This is a genomic window from Olsenella profusa F0195, from assembly GCF_000468755.1.
Taxonomy (GTDB): domain Bacteria; phylum Actinomycetota; class Coriobacteriia; order Coriobacteriales; family Atopobiaceae; genus Olsenella_F; species Olsenella_F profusa.
In genome coordinates this window covers 24,555-40,027 of the sequence record NZ_AWEZ01000017.1, presented here as the reverse complement: position 1 = coordinate 40,027, position 15,473 = coordinate 24,555, and the positions used below count along the sequence as shown (strand labels likewise).

The following is a 15,473-nucleotide window of genomic DNA, read 5'->3' as shown; positions in this document are numbered from 1 at the left end:
GGCTTCCATGCGCTGCAGCCTCAAGACCTGCGTCATCGCCCTCGTGCGCGAGAAGACGCTCCTGTGGTGGGCCTTCCTGTTTCCCGTCGTGATGTGCCTGCTCTTCATGGGGATGTTCTCCCACCTCGATGCCGGCTATGCCGAAGCCACCACCAGGCTTGCCGTGGTGGAGGATGCCAACTACCAGGGAGTCTACGGGCTGCCGGAGACCATCGAAGCCATCAGCTCGCCCGATGCCAGTCCCAAGGTCGCCGACGTCACGGCCTATGACACCGAGGACGCTGCCCTGGCGGCCACCAACGCCGGTGACGTTGACGCCTACCTCATGGTGGATGGGGATGGCATGCCCCAGCTCCATGTGGCGGCTCGCCTGAATGGCGAGCTGCAGCCTGCCGTGCTCGAGGCCGTGCTCGACAGCTACCTGCACACGAGGAACGGGATTGCGACACTCCTCGAGCGGGACCCACAGGCACTCGAGGATGCCTCCACCGTTGCGGCCTTCCGCTCGGATGCCGTGCGGACGGTGCGCCTTCAGGCCACGAAGGCGGCTCCCGATGGCAAGGTGCGCTACTACTTCGCCCTTCTGGGCATGGTCGCGGGCATGGGCATGATGCTTTCCTCCCAGGCGCTGCGCCGCGTGCTTCCGCGGTGCAGCGAGGTCGGGGCTCGCGTGGCGGTGGCTGGCACGCCTCGCTGGCGCATCCTAGCGGCCACGATCCTGGGCTCATGGCTCTGCGAGTTCGCGGTCATGCTTGCGGTGGTCGCCTTCATGCGCCTCGTCTGTGGCGTGGACTTTGGGAGCAACGCCCCGCTCGTGACGCTCGCGGTGCTCATGTCGACCCTTACGGCCTGTGCGCTGGGCAGCCTCATCGGCACCTTCGCGGGTCTCACGGGAGGCGGGACGCCTCTGGTGTCTGCTGTCAGCTGTGGCCTCTCGTTCTTCACAGGGCTCTATGGCGCCGCCTCCCAACAGGTGAGCGATGGCCTTGAGGCGGGCATGCCCCTGCTTGCCCACGCGAACCCACTCTGGCAGATGACGCACTGCTTCTTCTCGTTGCTGTACTACGACACCCTGGCGCCGTTCTGGTGGAGCTGCCTCATGCTGGTGACAATGGCACTCGCGTTCTTCTGCCTGGCGGCACTCAACATGAGGAGGGCGTCCCATGTCTAGCTTCAAGACCTGCCTCAGGATCCTGTGGGGTCACAAGGTGGTGCTCCTCGTCTACATCGTGCTGCTCTCCCTGCTGGGGCTTCTGATGGGACTGGGGTCCGGGCATGACGACACGACCTCCTACGAGCGGGCCGTGCCCAACGTCGCCGTGATAGACCGCGATGGGTCCGCCCTCTCGCAGGCGCTCAGGGCCCATGTGGAACGGGGCAGCAACACGGAGACGATCGCGGACGACCCGCTTGCCATCCAGGATGCCATCGCCAAGGGGAGCGTCTCGTATATTCTCGTGATTCCCGCGGGGTGGGGCCAGGGTCTCATGGATGCCGCGGCGGCGGGCACGAGCGCACCCGACCTCGAAACCTATGTCTCATACCAGTCGGCCGAGGGCTCGCTCGTGGACGTCGAGACCGTGAGCTATGCGCAGGGGCTCTATGGCAGCGCGGCCACGATGGGTGGCGACCAGGAGGAGGTGGCGTCCCTCACGGACGGCGCCATGGAGGAGCGCACGGCAACGAGCATCGCCCGACAGGACGCGACGCCCCTTTCCGATGCCTTCGAGTTGGCATGCAAGTTCTCCACCTATCCGATGCTCGCCGGCATCTCCGTCTGCATTGCCATCCTCATGGAGAGCCTCAACGCCGAGGCCGTGCTCGACCGGAGGTTGGTGGCGCCCACGACAGCACGTCGGCGCAACGGCGGCCTGCTTGCGGTCTGCATCCTGCTCGGCGTCGGTGTGTGGGCATGGATATTTGGCCTCGACGTCCTCCTCTTCGTCCGCGGGGAACTTGCCACCTCCCCGGCTCAGGTGGTGCTTGTGGGTGGCTCCCTCGCTGCCTACGCGTTCTTCTCCGTCGCAAGTGGCTTTCTGCTTGGACAGCTGCGTCTCTCGGCGAACGCGGCGAACGCCTTCGCCAACATTGCGGGCATGGCGATGTCCTTCCTCGGTGGTGCCTGGGTGGGACTGAGCCTCCTACCGGACGCGTTGGTCACCCTTGCGCACTTCACACCTGCGTACTGGTGCTGTGAGGTGGTGACATCTGCCGTGAGCATGGTTGACGTGAGTCAGCAGACAGTGCTGCCGCTCGTGGGCCAGATAGGCATCGTGGCGCTCTTTGGTTGCGCCGTGCTCACCGTGGCGCTGCTGGTGGGTCGCAACCGTGGCCGCGACGAGCTGGCCTAGGTTGCCCCATCGTGCCTAGACGGCATGGCGATGACGAGTCGTATGCAAAATCTCGGTCCTCTCGGGCGGCAGCATCTGGATGCCTCATCCCTATACCTACGCTGATGGAACGGAAGGCACCTGCGTGATTGCATACGACTCGGGAGGTGCCCCGCACGGTCGTGGATGCTAGGCCACGGTCCCCTTGGGTAGAAGAAGGATGACGCGACACCACAAGGGGTCAATCCCATGGCCCAGATGGGAGACGATCATGATCGATGAGAGGGCACTTTGGAACATCAGTGCTGGTGTCTATCTCTTTACCTGCACGGATGCGGATGGCAAGCGGCCCATCGGCCGCACGATCGATGCGGTTTCGCAGGCGAACGCCAAACCTGCCATCATCACCGTCTCGCTGCACAAGGGAGGCCACAGCTCCCATGTGGTCAAGCCGTTTGGCCACTTCAGCCTCACCGTGCTTGCCAAGGACGCACCGATGGATCTCATCAAGGGGTTTGGCCTGCGCTCGAGCAAGGACAACGACAAGTTTGCGGGCCTTGAGGTCAGGCACGACGAGCAGGGCGTCCCATGGGTTGCGGACGGCGCGCTCTCCCAGATATCCTGCGATGTCAAGGCGATCCTGGATGAGGGCGACCACCTGCTCATCCTGGGCGAGGTCACGGGGTCCCAGGTTCTCGCGCAGGGAGAGCCAATGACCTACGGCTACTATCGTTCCCTCAAGTAGGTGGGGGCGGCGGGGATGGGCTGACGGCCCGGGCCATCCGTGTGCCAGCGGCCCGGGCGTGCCCATGGGGACGGTCGTCGCCCTCGAGCCCCTCTTCATCATGTACCTGGAGACCTTTGCCACCACCTCCAGCGCACCTCACGGGTATTCGGCATGGGCAGCGACGAGCTGGCCCGCGATTCCGTGTGCGCGCTCTTCAAGAACCAGGGCGTCTATACAGCTGCCTGCCGTAGGCCACCTTTCGCCGTGGGATGTGGCCTGCGTCGCCCTCGGGCCAGGGTCTTGGTACGGGCGTCCGTCGGTCTACCGCAGACGGCCCATCTGAACTGCAACTATGCACGTTCCTGTACTTTATGCTGGTAAACGGCATCATAGGGACCGTACGCCATGCGCCTTTGGTCCATGGGTGCCCACGGGCGGGCGCCCATGACGGATGGTCGCGGGCCATGGCACGCCCCAGCCTGGAGTCTTCGAGGTGGCCGGGATACCGCGTGGTGACGCGCGGCACCACTCACTACAATGCAAAAGGTTGATCGCACAGAGCACTGAGCTCGTTTCCGAGGGGACCTTCATGCCAAGTCTGCAGGACCAGATTGCATCACGTCGCACCTTCGCCATCATCAGTCACCCCGATGCGGGCAAGACGACCCTCACCGAGAAGCTGCTGCTCTACACTGGCAACATCCAGACGGCAGGCTCGGTCAAGGGCAAGGCGAGTGCCCGGCATGCCGTCTCGGACTGGATGGACATCGAGAGGGAGCGCGGCATCTCCGTGACGTCCTCCGTCCTGCAGTTCACCTATGGCGACTACTGCATCAACATCCTCGACACCCCCGGTCACCAGGACTTCTCCGAGGACACCTACCGCACGCTCATGGCTGCCGACGCCGCCGTCATGGTCATCGACGGCGCCAAGGGCGTGGAGGCGCAGACCAAGAAGCTCTTCCGTGTGTGCACGCTGCGTCATATCCCCATCTTCACCTTCGTGAACAAGCTCGATCACGATGCGCGTGACCCCTTCGATCTCATGGAGGAGATAGAGACGGTCCTGGGCATCGGCACCTACCCCATGAACTGGCCCATCGGCAGTGGTCGCAGCTTCAGGGGCGTGTTCGACCGCTCCTCGCGGCGCGTGCTCGCCTTCGAGGGGGATGGCCACGCCAACGTCACCAAGAGGGTCGCCGAGGTCGAGGCGGAGCTGGGCGATTCCACGCTCGACGGGCTCATCGGGCAGGAGAACCACCAGGAGCTGACCGACGACATCGAGCTTCTTGACGGTGCGGACCACGAGTTCGACCTCGACGCCGTCCGCACGGGCCGGCTCACCCCGGTGTTCTTTGGCTCGGCCCTCACCAACTTTGGCGTGGAACCCTTCCTCAAGGACTTCCTGCGCCTGGCCCCAGCGCCCCTGCCCTACACGGACGAGCTCACGGGCGAGCAGGTTGCTCCCACGTGCGACGACTTCTCGGGCTTCGTGTTCAAGATCCAGGCCAACATGGACAAGAACCACCGCGACCGCATCGCCTTCGTGCGCATCTGCTCGGGAAGGTTCGAGCGCGGCATGGACGCCTATCACGTGCAGGGTGACCGCCGCCTCAAGCTGGCCACGGGCACCTCGATGATGGCCGATGACCGCGCCATCGTGGACGAGGCCTTTGCGGGCGACGTCGTGGGCCTCTTCGACCCGGGCGTCTTCTCCATCGGCGACACCGTGTGCACGGGTAGGCAGCACGTGCGCTACCCCGGCATCCCCACGTTCGCGCCGGAGCACTTCGCTCGCGTCACGCAGGTGGACACGCTCAAGCGCAAGCAGTTCGTCAAGGGCGTGGAGGAGCTCGCGCAGGAGGGTGCCATCCAGATCTTCCGCGAGCTGGGCTCAGGCATGGAGAGCGTCATCGTGGGTGTGGTGGGCGTGCTGCAGCTGGACGTGCTGGAGCGGCGCCTCAGGAGCGAGTATCACGTGGCCGTGAGCCGCAGCCCGCTGCCGTACACGCAGATCCGCTGGGTGCAGAACGGACCCGACGAGCTGGACGTGCGCGCGCTCGACCTCTCGCGCGACACGGCGCGCGTGGAGGACATGCGCGGCGCGCGCCTGCTGCTCTTCACCAACGAGTGGAACGTCGACTGGGCCATCGAGCGCAACCCCAAGCTCAGGCTCTCCGAGTTCGGCAACGTCTCGGTGTGAGGCCACGTCCGCCCTGCGCTCAAGGGAAGATGACGGTGCGCTTATGCGAGTGCGGGATGTCATGATGTTTATGTATCAAAATAAGGCTCTCTTCCTGTCATGCTCTGCAATGAGGGTAAGGTGGACCCTGCACTGAGGACACGCAGCGCGTCGTACGTTTGAAGATCATCTGGTGGAGCTGGGCATGGTGAGGGTGCCTCGACTCCATCCTTCCATCCGGTACGTGCCACCTGATTCGAAGGGACGCTCATGACCGCCCGTACCTCCAAGCCGTTTGAGAAGACCGCTCAGTTCTATTGGGTGTTCGTCGTGCTTGCCGCCACCTTGTATCTGATCACGTCTTTTCCTGGCATACTGGGCACCCTCTTCACACTGGCGCTCCTCGCGGTGATGGCCGCTGTCATTCGGTCAGTGGAGGGCGGGTCTGATGCGCGTGAGCGCGACGGGTCTGACGGCGCTCCCCTCGGAGGGGCGACCGAGGTGGTCACGCTCGGCTCTTCCATCAAGGGCCGCCTTGGTGGAAGGCGGCCTGTGCGCATGCCACGAAGACCCAAGAGGTTCCAGAGCATCTTCATGGCGCTCTATGTGGTGGACTCTGTCGTCTTCGCACTTGTGGTCGTTGTGCGTATGCTCGCGTCTGGCAAGGGATACCCATCGTTTGCCCTGCTTGATGTCATGTCGCCCGATGATTCATATATCCTTGACCTCATTCTGATCTGCGCGGCGCAGGGAGCCTTTACGCAGGGGATCTTTCGCTTCCTGGCATTTGGTGCGAGGTATGCTGGCCCCGCACAGGAAAACGACCAGCAGCATGGCCAGCATGAGGACAAGGACGTCCTCGTGAAAGACGATGCGCAGGACAGGGACCGATAGGCCAGCTCACGACGGAATCGGTGGTGCCTGGCCTGCCATGATGGCGGACCAGGCACTGTGACGCGCAGGCCCGCCTCACGCGCTACGCCAGGCGCGCCTCGAGGGCCCCGATGATCCTGTCGCCCATGGCAGTGGTACCCAGCACGTGATCGGCAGGCGAGGCCCCATCGGCGATGTCCGCGGTGCGCCAGCCGGCGTCGAGCACGTCGTCCACGGCACCGGCCAGGGCATCCGCCACCTCGTCCATCTGGAAGCTGTAGCGCAGCATGAGCTCCACGGAGAGTATCTGCGCAAGCGGGTTGGCGATGCCCTTGCCCGCGAGGTCGGGCGCGGAGCCATGGCTGGGCTCGTAGAGGGCCGTGCCATCGCCCAGCGAGGCGCTGGCGAGCATGCCGAGCGATCCGGTGAGCATGGAGGCCTCGTCGGAGAGGATGTCACCGAAGGTGTTCTCGGTCACGAGCACGTCGAACTGCGCCGGGTTGGCCACGAGCTGCATGGCACAGTTGTCCACGAGCATGTCCTCGCCCTCGACGTCCTCGAACTCCTCGTTGAGGCGGTGGTTGACCTCGCGCCACAGACGGGAGGTCTCGAGCACGTTGGCCTTGTCCACCGAGGTCACGACCTGGCTGCGGCGTGCGGCCGCCTCGTAGGCCCAACGCACCACGCGCTCGATCTCGTACTCGGCATACTCCATGGAGTCGGTGGCGACCTCGCCGCTCGTGCCGTCCACACCGGCACCGTCGACGTCGTGCACGCGTTCGTGTGTGCCAAAGTAGAGGCCGCCCGTGAGCTCGCGCACGATGAGCAGGTCCACGCCGTCCAACCGCTCCGGGCGCAGGGGGGAGGCGTCACGCAGTGCCGTGTAGATGCGCACGGGCCGCAGGTTGAGGTAGAGGCCGAGGCTCTTGCGGATGGCAAGCAGTCCCTGTTCGGGGCGCACGCTCGCGGAGGGGTCATCCCACGCGGGACCGCCGACGGCGGCAAGGAGCACGGCGTCCGCCGCCTTGGCCGCCTCGAGCGTCGCGGGGGGGAGTGCCGTGACCTCCTCGCCCGTGGCACGCGTGGCATCGATGGCAGCGCCGCCGATGAGCTGGTCCTCGCAGACGAAGTCCACGTCCGTGGCCGTGCTGATGACGGCGAGCACGCGCTTGGCCTCGGCAAGGATCTCCGGGCCAATGCCATCGCCGGGCAGGGTGACGATCTTGTAGGTGGTGTGGGCCATGCTATGCCTCCTTGTGGGCGAGCAGCTTCCTGGTGCGGGCGACCAAGCCGCCCTCGTTGATGATCTCCTGGATGAACGGTGGGAAGGGCTGGGCGTCGAAGCTCTGGCCGTAGGTCTCGTCGCGCACCGTGCCCGTGTCGGCGTCCACGCTTACCACGTCGCCGTCCTGGATGGCATCCACGGCCTCGGGGCACTCCAGGATGGGCAGGCCGATGTTGATGGCGTTGCGGTAGAAGATGCGCGCGAAGCTCTTGGCGATGACCACCGAGACGCCCGCGGCCTTGATGGCCACCGGTGCATGCTCGCGCGAGGAGCCACAGCCGAAGTTCTCGTCGGCCACGATGATGTCACCGGGCCGCACACGGCTGGTGAACGTGGCATCCAGGTCCTCGAGGCAGTGGCGGGCCAGCTCGGCGGGATCGCTCGTGTTGAGGTAGCGCGCCGGGATGATCACGTCGGTGTCGATGTCGCGCCCGTAGCAAAATGCGGTGCCCTTGAACTTCATGCTGTGTCCCTTCTGGTCTTGGGGGGAGGCGTGCCCTCCGTACTACTCAGACGGTGCCTCGCGAACTCGTACGGAGCGTACGTCCCCCTCGCTCATGTCAAGACGTGTCAGACCCGTGCAGCCCCGGGCTGCTCCCTCTCGGCCATCGCGCCGCGTCATCGTTCCGGTGCAGGCTACGGGTGGGGGCTGTGGCGCGCTCGGGTCCCCTCCCGCGGCCCTAGCTCAGGTCCTGCGGCAGGGCGATGTGTCCCGCGACGGCCGAGGCGGCGGCGACGGCTGGCGAGGCAAGGTAGACCTCGGAGGTGGGGTCACCCATGCGTCCGACGAAGTTGCGGTTGGTGGAGCTCACGCAGCGCTCGCCGGCTGCCAGGATGCCCATGTAGCCGCCCAGACAGGGTCCGCAGGTGGGGGTGGAGACCACACAGTGGGCGTCGATGAAGACGTCCATGAGGCCCTCGTGCACGCACTGGAGCCACACGCCCTGGGTGGCGGGGATCACGATGCAGCGAACGGAGGGGTCGACGGTGCGTCCGCGCAGGACGTCTGCCGCGGCCCGCATGTCTTCGATGCGACCGTTCGTGCAGGAGCCGATGACCGCCTGGTCGATGGCGATGTGGCGGCTCTCAAAGACGGGGTGGGTGTTGGAGGGGAGGTGGGGCCAGGAGACGGTGGGGATGACGTCCGCCGCGTCGATGTGGATGACCTGCCGGTAGGAGGCGTCCTCGTCGGGGTGGTACGCGCGCAGGGCATGCTCGGCGCGCCGCTCGACGTACGCGCGACACCTGTCATCCACCTCGAAGAGGCCCGCCTTGCCGCCAGCCTCGATGGCCATGTTGGCGATGGTCAGGCGCCCCTCGATGGAGAGATGCTCGATGGTGGATCCGGCGAACTCCATGGCGCAGTAGAGGGCGCCATCCACGCCGATCCGGCCGATCACGTGGAGGATGATGTCCTTGGCCGAGGCCCCCTCGGGCAGCTCGCCCTCGATCTCGAAGCGGATGGTCTCGGGCACCTTGAACCAGGCGCGGCCGGTGGCCATGCCCACACCGGCATCCGTGGAGCCCACACCCGTGGAGAAGGCGCCGATGCCGCCGTAGGTGCAGGTGTGGGAGTCGGCACCAATCACGAGGTCGCCGGGGACCACGATGCCCTGCTCGGGCAGGAGGGCATGCTCGATGCCCATGCAGCCCTGCTCGAAGTAGTGCGTGATGCCCATCTCATGGGCGAAGTCACGTGTGACCTTGGTCTGCTCGGCGCTCTTGATGTCCTTGTTGGGGGAATAGTGGTCAGGCACGAGGAAGATCTTGTCCCTGTCCCAGATGCCCGCACCGATCTCTCGCACCGTCTTGATGGCGATGGGGGCCGTGATGTCGTTGGCGAGCACGCCATCGAGGTCGCACTCGATGAGTTGTCCGGGGACGACCTCCTCGAGGCCGGCGTGGTCGGCGAGGATCTTCTCTGCCATGGTCATGGGGCGTGGCATATGTCTCCTATCTTCTCCCTTTCCTGTGTGGTGCGCATGCGGTGGGCCGCGGTGACGTGGCCCTATTGGCGTGCGACGAGCGAGTCGACGAACTGACGTGCGCCGCGGGCGGAGCGTCCGCCCCGCCTCGTGGCAAAGCGCTCGGCGAGCAGGTCGAGCTCCCCCTCGTCCATGGTGACGTGGTCCGCTTCGGCAAGCTGATGCACGATGTCGAGGTATGTGGCCTTGTCGGGCCTGTGGAACGAGACGTGGATGCCAAAGCGATCCGAGAGCGAGACGATCTCCTGCAGCGTGTCGTTGAGGTGGACGTCATCGCCCTCGCGATCCGAGAAGGTCTCCCGCACCAGGTGGCGGCGGTTGCTCGTGGCATAGATGGCAACGTTTGCCGACTTCGCCGAGACGGATCCCTCGAGGATGGCCTTGAGTGCGGCGAAGTTGTCGTCGTCGCGCGCGAACGAGAGGTCGTCGATGAAGATGACGAAGCAGAGCGGGTTCTTCGTGAGCTCGTCGAGCAGCCCCGGAATCCGGTGGAGCTGCTCCTTGTGCACCTCGAGGATGCGCAGGCCCTCGGACGCCAGCTCGTTGGCGACGGCCTTGACCGTGGAGCTCTTGCCCGTGCCGGCGTCGCCGGTGAGCAGGATGTTGGCTGCCGGCCTGCCCGCGAGGAGCGCCCGCGTGTTGTCGAGGATGATGCCCTTCTCGCGCTCGTAGTCCGCAAGGTCGGCGAGGCGGATGGGGTCGGGATGGTGCACGGGTACGACCTGGCCGGCATCGTCCATGCGAAAGACGTGGTGGCGAGCATAGACGCCAAAGCCATGGCGATGGATGTCCGCCAGGCGCTCGCGGTAGATGCCCACCAGGTCCGTGCGCTCCACCTCATAGCGCGCCAGCGTGCCGCGCAGTTCCGTCGGCACGTGTGTCAGAAGGTCGTCCGGCGTGAGCGCCGCAAGGCGCGCGAGCGTCTGCAACTCGGCGTCGGCGGCATCCGCCAGCACGCGCGGGACCTCTGCCCGCGCGCCCCTGCGCCTGAGATAGACGTTCTCGTCATCCAGGACCACCTCCTGCACGTGGGCACCGAGCGAGCAGGTGCCCGTGGCGAAGAGCTCGGAGACGAAGCCCGCGTAGGCCTCGGCGAGGGGCGCGTCATCGTGGCCGAGGCCCGCAGCGATGCCGAGCGTGTCGACCAGGGCCGCAATCACGGGGTCATCCAGCACGGCGCGGAAGACCACGAGGGTCCTCATGCGCATGCAGAGCTCCTTGCGTTCGTCCTCTGTCATCCCTCGTCCCCTCTGATATATGGGCGCTCGATGCAAAGTGTACGGTTTCGTCGTCTCATGTTGCGTGTGCCCAGGTGGGAATTTCCGTACGTGACGCAGGCGTGCACGTCGAAGGCGCTAGTCGAGCACGGCCCCCGTGGCGCCTGAGGAGACGAGCTGAGCGTAGCGGCGCAGATAGCCGGAGAGCTCCTTCTTCCTGGGCGTAAAGGCGGCTATGCGCCGATCGTACTCCTCCTGGCCGATCCTGAGCTCGATCGTGCAGGCGGGGATGTCGATGGCGATGGTGTCACCCTCCTCGACGATGCCGATGGGGCCGCCGGACGCCGCCTCAGGCGAGACGTGGCCGATGCAGGCGCCGCGCGTGGCACCCGAGAAGCGCCCGTCAGTGACGAGTGCGACGCTCTCGCCCAGGCCCCTGCCCATGATGGCCGAGGTTGGGTTGAGCATCTCGCGCATGCCGGGACCGCCCTTGGGGCCCTCGTAGCGGATGACCACCACGTCGCCGGGGTTGATCCTGCCGGCGTTGATGGCGGCCTGGGCATCCTCCTCGCTCTCGAACACGCGGGCGGGGCCCTCGTGCGTGAGCATGGAGGGCGCCACGGCGGAACGCTTGACCACAGAGCCGTCGGGCGCGAGGTTGCCGCGCAGGACGGCGATGCCGCCCGTGGGGGAGTAGGGGTTGTCGATGGTGCGGATGACCTCGGGGTCGTTGGTGTGCGCGTGGGCGATGTTCTCGCCCACGGTGTGACCCGTGACCGTCAGGCAGTCGCGGTTGATGAGGCCCGCGCGGTCGAGCTCGGCCATGACGGCGGGGACGCCGCCCGCCTCGTCGAGGTCCTCCATGTAGGTGGGGCCTGCGGGGGCCAGGTGGCAGAGGTTGGGCGTCCTCTCGCTCATCTCGTTGGCGGCGGCGAGGTCGATCTCAAGGCCGCACTCGTGGGCGATGGCGGGCAGGTGCAGCATGGTGTTGGTGGAGCAGCCCAGGGCCATGTCCACGGTGAGGGCATTCTGGAAGGCCTCGCGGGTCATGATGTCGCGCGCGGTGACGCCCTGCTCGAGCATTCGCATGACGGCCATGCCCGCGTGCTTGGCCAGCTGCAGGCGGCGCGAGTACACGGCGGGGATGGTGCCGTTGCCCGGCAGGCCCATGCCGATGACCTCGGTGAGGCAGTTCATGGAGTTGGCGGTGTACATGCCCGAGCAGGAACCGCAGCTGGGGCAGGCCTTGCGCTCGAACTCGTGGAGCTTGGCCTCGTCGATCCTGCCGGCGGTGTAGGACCCCATGGCCTCGAACATGGAGGAGAGGCTCGTCTTGTGGCCATCGATATGGCCGGCGAGCATGGGGCCGCCCGAGACGAACGTCGTGGGCAGGTTGAGACGGGCAGCGGCCATGAGCAGGCCAGGCACGTTCTTGTCGCAGTTGGGGATCATGACGAGGGCGTCAAAGCCATGCGCCAGCGCCATGCACTCGCAGGAGTCGGCGATGAGGTCGCGCGTGACGAGGGAGTACTTCATGCCCGTGTGGCCCATGGCGATGCCGTCGCACACGGCGATGGCGGGAAAGACCACCGGCATGCCACCGGCCTCGGCGACGCCCATGCGCACGGCCTCGCAGACCTTGTCGATGTTCATGTGGCCGGGGACGACCTCGTTGAAGGAGCTCACGATGCCCACGAGCGGGCGTGCGACCTCCTCCTCGGTCCAACCGAGCGCGTTGTAGAGGGAGCGGTGGGCCGCCGCCTCCGGTCCAAGCTTTATCGCGTCACTCTTCATGTGCATGCTCTCCTTTGCGTGGGCGGCACTCCCGTGCCACCGCGTCCTCTTGCCCCGCAGGGGCGCTCCCCCTAGTCGACGAGCCTGAAGCCCGACTCCTGGAGCTTGGTGCGAATCTGATCGATCTGCTCTTGGTCCCTGGTCTCCATGCCCACGCGTAGCGTACACGAGGAGATGGGAAGGTCGGGATCGGAGAGGTCGTAGTCAACCGAGACCACATTTGCGCCAAGGCCTGCGATGATGCCGCTGACCTCGGTGAGCTGGCCCGGCTTGTCCGTGAGCTTGATGCCCATCGTCACCTTGCGACCACTCATGGCCAGGCCGCGGTTGATGACGCGCGAGAGGATGTTGACGTCGATGTTGCCACCGCTCACGATGCAGACGGTGCGCCTGCCCTCCACGGGCAGCTTGCCAAACATGCAGGCTGCGACCGGCGTGGCCCCGGCTCCCTCGCTCACGAGCTTCTGCTTCTCCATGAGGGCGAGGATGGCGGCGGCGATCTCGTCATCGCTCACGGTCACGATGTCGTCCACGTACGTCTGCACCATCTGGAAGGTGGTCTCGCCGGGGACCTTCACCTGGATGCCATCGGCAAAGGTGGTGGCCTCGTCGGACGCGGACCAGGCCCCGGCGTGGAAGGCGGCGGCCATGGCCGCCGCGCCCTCGGCCTGCACGCCGTAGACCTTGCATGCGGGGTTCAGGCTCTTGACCGCACAGGCGACACCTGAGATGAGCCCGCCACCGCCCACGGGGACGACCACGGCCTCGGCATGCTCGAGCTGGTCCATGACCTCCAGGCCGATGGTGCCCTGTCCCGCGATGACGTCCTCGTCGTCATAGGGATGCACGAAGGTGGCGCCCGTCTCCTCCTGCAGGCGCACGGCCTCGTCGTGTGCGTCATCGTAGACGCCGGGGACGAGGCGCACCTCCGCTCCCAGGCGCCGGGTGTTCTCCACCTTCATGATGGGGGCACCGTCGGGCATGCAGACCACGGACCTCACGCCCAGGCGGGTGGCGGCCAGCGCCACGCCCTGGGCATGGTTGCCGGCACTGCAGGCGATGACGCCCAGGGCGAGCTCCTCCTTGGGGAGCTGGTTGATCTTGAAGTAGGCGCCTCGCAGCTTGAACGAGCCCGTCACCTGGAGGTTCTCGGTCTTGAGGAAGAGGTCGGGCACCTCGGGGATGATGTTGGAGGCTGGGATGAGGTCGGTCCTGCGAGCGACCCCCTTGAGGACGTAGGCGGCATGGTAGATCTTGTCGAGTGACAGCATGGGGCGTGTCCTCCTTGGCTGGTCGCTTGCGGCGCGCGAGGCGCTCGGATGCATCGCCCTTCCTGGCCGGATGCGACGGCACCACTAGATGGCCAGGAAGTTGGTAATGTGCTGGCCCGCCGGAACCATGGGACGCACCATCTCGTCCGGGTCGATGATGGCATCGATCACGTAGCCGTGCCCACAGGCGAGGGCCTCCGTGAGGGCGACCTCCAGCTCCTCCATCGTGCTCACGCGCCTGCCCGTGAGGCCATAGGCGTCGGCGAGCCTGACCCAGTCGGGCGGACGGTCGAGCGTGGTCTGGGAGTAGCGCTCGTCGTAGATGAGCGTCTGCCACTGATGGACCATGCCCAGCACCGCGTTGTCGTACACGATGGTGATGATGGGCAGCCGGTAGTGCTCGACGGTGGCCAACTCGTTGCAGTTCATGCGGAAGGAGCCGTCGCCCGTCACATGGATCACGCAGGTGCCGGGGTTGCCCACCTGTGCGCCGATGGCGGCGCCCAGGCCGAAGCCCATGGCGCCGAAGCCCCCGGAGGTGAGCAGCTGCCCGGGGTAGTCATAGTGGAAGTGCTGGATGGCCCACATCTGGTGCTGGCCCACGTCGGTGGCGACGATGGTGTCCTCGGGACACAGCCGCGCGACCATCTCGTTGACCTGCTTGGGGGTGAGGTGGTCGCCGCCCTCCTCGTACTGCGTCTCGGTGGGGAAGGAGAGCACGAACTGCCTCCAGCGCCTGTGGTGCAGCTGTCCCAGGCGCTCGTTGGCCATGGCGAGCACGGTCTTGGCGTCGCCCAGCACGGAATGGTCGCAGCGCACGTTCTTGCCGATCTCGGTGCTGTCGATGTCCACCTGCACGATCTTGGCCTGGTGCGCGAACGTGGAGGGCTGCAGCGCCACGCGGTCGGAGAAGCGACAGCCCACGGCGACGAGCAGGTCGCAGTTGTCCACGGCCATGTTGGACGCCTGCGAGCCGTGCATGCCGATCATGCCCGTGGAGAGCGGGTCCCTCCCACGGAAGCCGCCCGCACCCATGACCGTGATGGCGACGGGTGCATCCACGAGGTTGGCGAACGCGTTGAGCTCCCGGCTCGCACGGCTGCGCACGACGCCGCCGCCGCACACGATGAGCGGACGCTCGGCCTCCTCGATCATGGCGACGAGCGTGTCCACGTCCTGTGGGTTGGGCTCCTGCGTGTTGAGGCTGCCCATGAGGCGCTTGGAGAGCCGGTTGGGGAGCTCGAAGACGCGATGCTCCTCGGTAGGGACGGCCTCGTACGCGCAGGTGGCGGCGGTGACGTCCTTGGTGATGTCCAGCAGCACGGGACCGGGACGTCCGCTTCTGGCCACGAGGAAGGCCTGGCGGACCACGTCGGCGAGGTCGTGCACATCGTCCACCACGCGGTTCCACTTGGTGATGGGCCTCGTGATGCTGGTGATGTCCACCTCCTGGAAGGAGTCCCTGCCCAGCAGCTTCCGGGAGACGTTGCAGGTGATGGCAACGATGGGGGAGGAGTCCATGTAGGCGGTTGCGATGCCGGTCACGAGGTTCGTGCAGCCCGGGCCCGACGTGGAGAGGCATACGCCCACCCTACCCGTGGAGCGGGCGTACCCATCGGCCGCGTGGGCGGCACCCTGCTCGTGGCTCGTGAGGTAGTGGTGGATCTCGGGCGTCTCAAAGAGGGCGTCATAGACGTCCAGGATCGTGCCACCCGGGTAGCCAAAGACGCTGTCGACTCCCTGCTCCTTGAGGCATTCGATGAGTATCTGCGCACCTGTCAGCTCCATGCGCGCCCCTTCCCGCGTGTC

The 15,473-nt window shown here is 66.2% G+C and carries 12 protein-coding genes; 5 read left to right on the top strand and 7 right to left on the bottom strand.

From position 1 onward, the window contains the following. Nucleotides 1–7 precede the first annotated feature (7 nt). The 5 genes from HMPREF1316_RS02300 (at nucleotide 8) to HMPREF1316_RS02280 (ending at nucleotide 6,133) form a co-directional block, all read left to right on the top strand. Nucleotides 8–1,171, top strand: a complete 1,164-nt coding sequence (locus HMPREF1316_RS02300) for an ABC transporter permease (RefSeq protein ID WP_021725313.1) — start codon at nucleotides 8–10, stop codon at nucleotides 1,169–1,171. Further along, complete coding sequence (locus HMPREF1316_RS02295) at nucleotides 1,164–2,351, top strand: ABC transporter permease (protein ID WP_021725340.1); 1,188 nt, start codon at nucleotides 1,164–1,166, stop codon at nucleotides 2,349–2,351. The genes HMPREF1316_RS02300 and HMPREF1316_RS02295 overlap by 8 nt, the downstream gene beginning before the upstream one ends. A 250-nt stretch (nucleotides 2,352–2,601) precedes the next feature. Then, a complete protein-coding gene (locus HMPREF1316_RS02290; RefSeq protein ID WP_021725330.1) occupies nucleotides 2,602–3,075 on the top strand; it encodes a flavin reductase family protein in 474 nt (157 codons plus the stop codon). Nucleotides 3,076–3,646: 571 nt separating this feature from the next. After that, on the top strand, nucleotides 3,647–5,260 hold the full coding sequence (locus HMPREF1316_RS02285) for a peptide chain release factor 3 (RefSeq protein ID WP_021725353.1): 1,614 nt from the start codon (nucleotides 3,647–3,649) through the stop codon (nucleotides 5,258–5,260). 249 nt (nucleotides 5,261–5,509) lie between these two features. Further along, nucleotides 5,510–6,133 (top strand): hypothetical protein, encoded by a 624-nt coding sequence (locus tag HMPREF1316_RS02280; protein WP_021725348.1) that lies wholly within the window; start codon nucleotides 5,510–5,512, stop codon nucleotides 6,131–6,133. An 82-nt stretch (nucleotides 6,134–6,215) separates the two neighbouring features. On the opposite strand, the gene leuB is transcribed toward HMPREF1316_RS02280, so the two are convergent. From leuB to ilvB, 7 genes are all read right to left on the bottom strand, one after another. Beyond that, nucleotides 6,216–7,355 carry a 3-isopropylmalate dehydrogenase gene (gene leuB, locus HMPREF1316_RS02275; RefSeq protein ID WP_021725287.1) on the bottom strand — a complete coding sequence of 380 codons (1,140 nt, stop codon included), beginning with the start codon at nucleotides 7,353–7,355 and terminating at the stop codon, nucleotides 6,216–6,218. A 1-nt stretch (nucleotide 7,356) separates the two neighbouring features. Further along, nucleotides 7,357–7,860, bottom strand: a complete 504-nt coding sequence (locus tag HMPREF1316_RS02270) for a 3-isopropylmalate dehydratase small subunit (RefSeq protein ID WP_021725307.1) — start codon at nucleotides 7,858–7,860, stop codon at nucleotides 7,357–7,359. Nucleotides 7,861–8,077: 217 nt separating this feature from the next. Continuing rightward, nucleotides 8,078–9,325 (bottom strand): 3-isopropylmalate dehydratase large subunit, encoded by a 1,248-nt coding sequence (leuC, locus tag HMPREF1316_RS02265; protein ID WP_232204396.1) that lies wholly within the window; start codon nucleotides 9,323–9,325, stop codon nucleotides 8,078–8,080. A gap of 80 nt (nucleotides 9,326–9,405) precedes the next feature. After that, the gene (locus tag HMPREF1316_RS02260; RefSeq protein ID WP_021725331.1) at nucleotides 9,406–10,620 is read right to left on the bottom strand and encodes an ATP-binding protein; all 1,215 of its coding nucleotides are present in this window, start codon (nucleotides 10,618–10,620) and stop codon (nucleotides 9,406–9,408) included. Between the two features lie 117 nt (nucleotides 10,621–10,737). After that, nucleotides 10,738–12,393: a dihydroxy-acid dehydratase gene (ilvD, locus tag HMPREF1316_RS02255; protein WP_021725262.1), complete on the bottom strand. Its 1,656-nt coding sequence runs from the start codon at nucleotides 12,391–12,393 to the stop codon at nucleotides 10,738–10,740. 71 nt (nucleotides 12,394–12,464) lie between these two features. Continuing rightward, entirely contained in the window at nucleotides 12,465–13,664 is a 1,200-nt protein-coding gene (gene ilvA / locus HMPREF1316_RS02250; protein ID WP_021725329.1) for a threonine ammonia-lyase, read from the bottom strand. An 84-nt stretch (nucleotides 13,665–13,748) separates the two neighbouring features. Then, on the bottom strand, nucleotides 13,749–15,452 hold the full coding sequence (ilvB, locus tag HMPREF1316_RS02245) for a biosynthetic-type acetolactate synthase large subunit (protein WP_021725291.1): 1,704 nt from the start codon (nucleotides 15,450–15,452) through the stop codon (nucleotides 13,749–13,751). Nucleotides 15,453–15,473: the final 21 nt, after the last annotated feature.

Bases quoted from the DNA above. Each gene is read 5' to 3' on its own strand.
- HMPREF1316_RS02300 (WP_021725313.1), top strand. From the start codon at position 8: ATGCGCTGCAGCCTCAAGACCTGCGTCATCGCCCTCGTGCGCGAGAAG.
- HMPREF1316_RS02295 (WP_021725340.1), top strand. From the start codon at position 1,164: ATGTCTAGCTTCAAGACCTGCCTCAGGATCCTGTGGGGTCACAAGGTG.
- HMPREF1316_RS02290 (WP_021725330.1), top strand. From the start codon at position 2,602: ATGATCGATGAGAGGGCACTTTGGAACATCAGTGCTGGTGTCTATCTC.
- HMPREF1316_RS02285 (WP_021725353.1), top strand. From the start codon at position 3,647: ATGCCAAGTCTGCAGGACCAGATTGCATCACGTCGCACCTTCGCCATC.
- HMPREF1316_RS02280 (WP_021725348.1), top strand. From the start codon at position 5,510: ATGACCGCCCGTACCTCCAAGCCGTTTGAGAAGACCGCTCAGTTCTAT.
- leuB (WP_021725287.1), bottom strand. From the start codon at position 7,355: ATGGCCCACACCACCTACAAGATCGTCACCCTGCCCGGCGATGGCATT.
- HMPREF1316_RS02270 (WP_021725307.1), bottom strand. From the start codon at position 7,860: ATGAAGTTCAAGGGCACCGCATTTTGCTACGGGCGCGACATCGACACC.
- leuC (WP_232204396.1), bottom strand. From the start codon at position 9,325: ATGGCAGAGAAGATCCTCGCCGACCACGCCGGCCTCGAGGAGGTCGTC.
- HMPREF1316_RS02260 (WP_021725331.1), bottom strand. From the start codon at position 10,620: ATGACAGAGGACGAACGCAAGGAGCTCTGCATGCGCATGAGGACCCTC.
- ilvD (WP_021725262.1), bottom strand. From the start codon at position 12,393: ATGAAGAGTGACGCGATAAAGCTTGGACCGGAGGCGGCGGCCCACCGC.
- ilvA (WP_021725329.1), bottom strand. From the start codon at position 13,664: ATGCTGTCACTCGACAAGATCTACCATGCCGCCTACGTCCTCAAGGGG.
- ilvB (WP_021725291.1), bottom strand. From the start codon at position 15,452: ATGGAGCTGACAGGTGCGCAGATACTCATCGAATGCCTCAAGGAGCAG.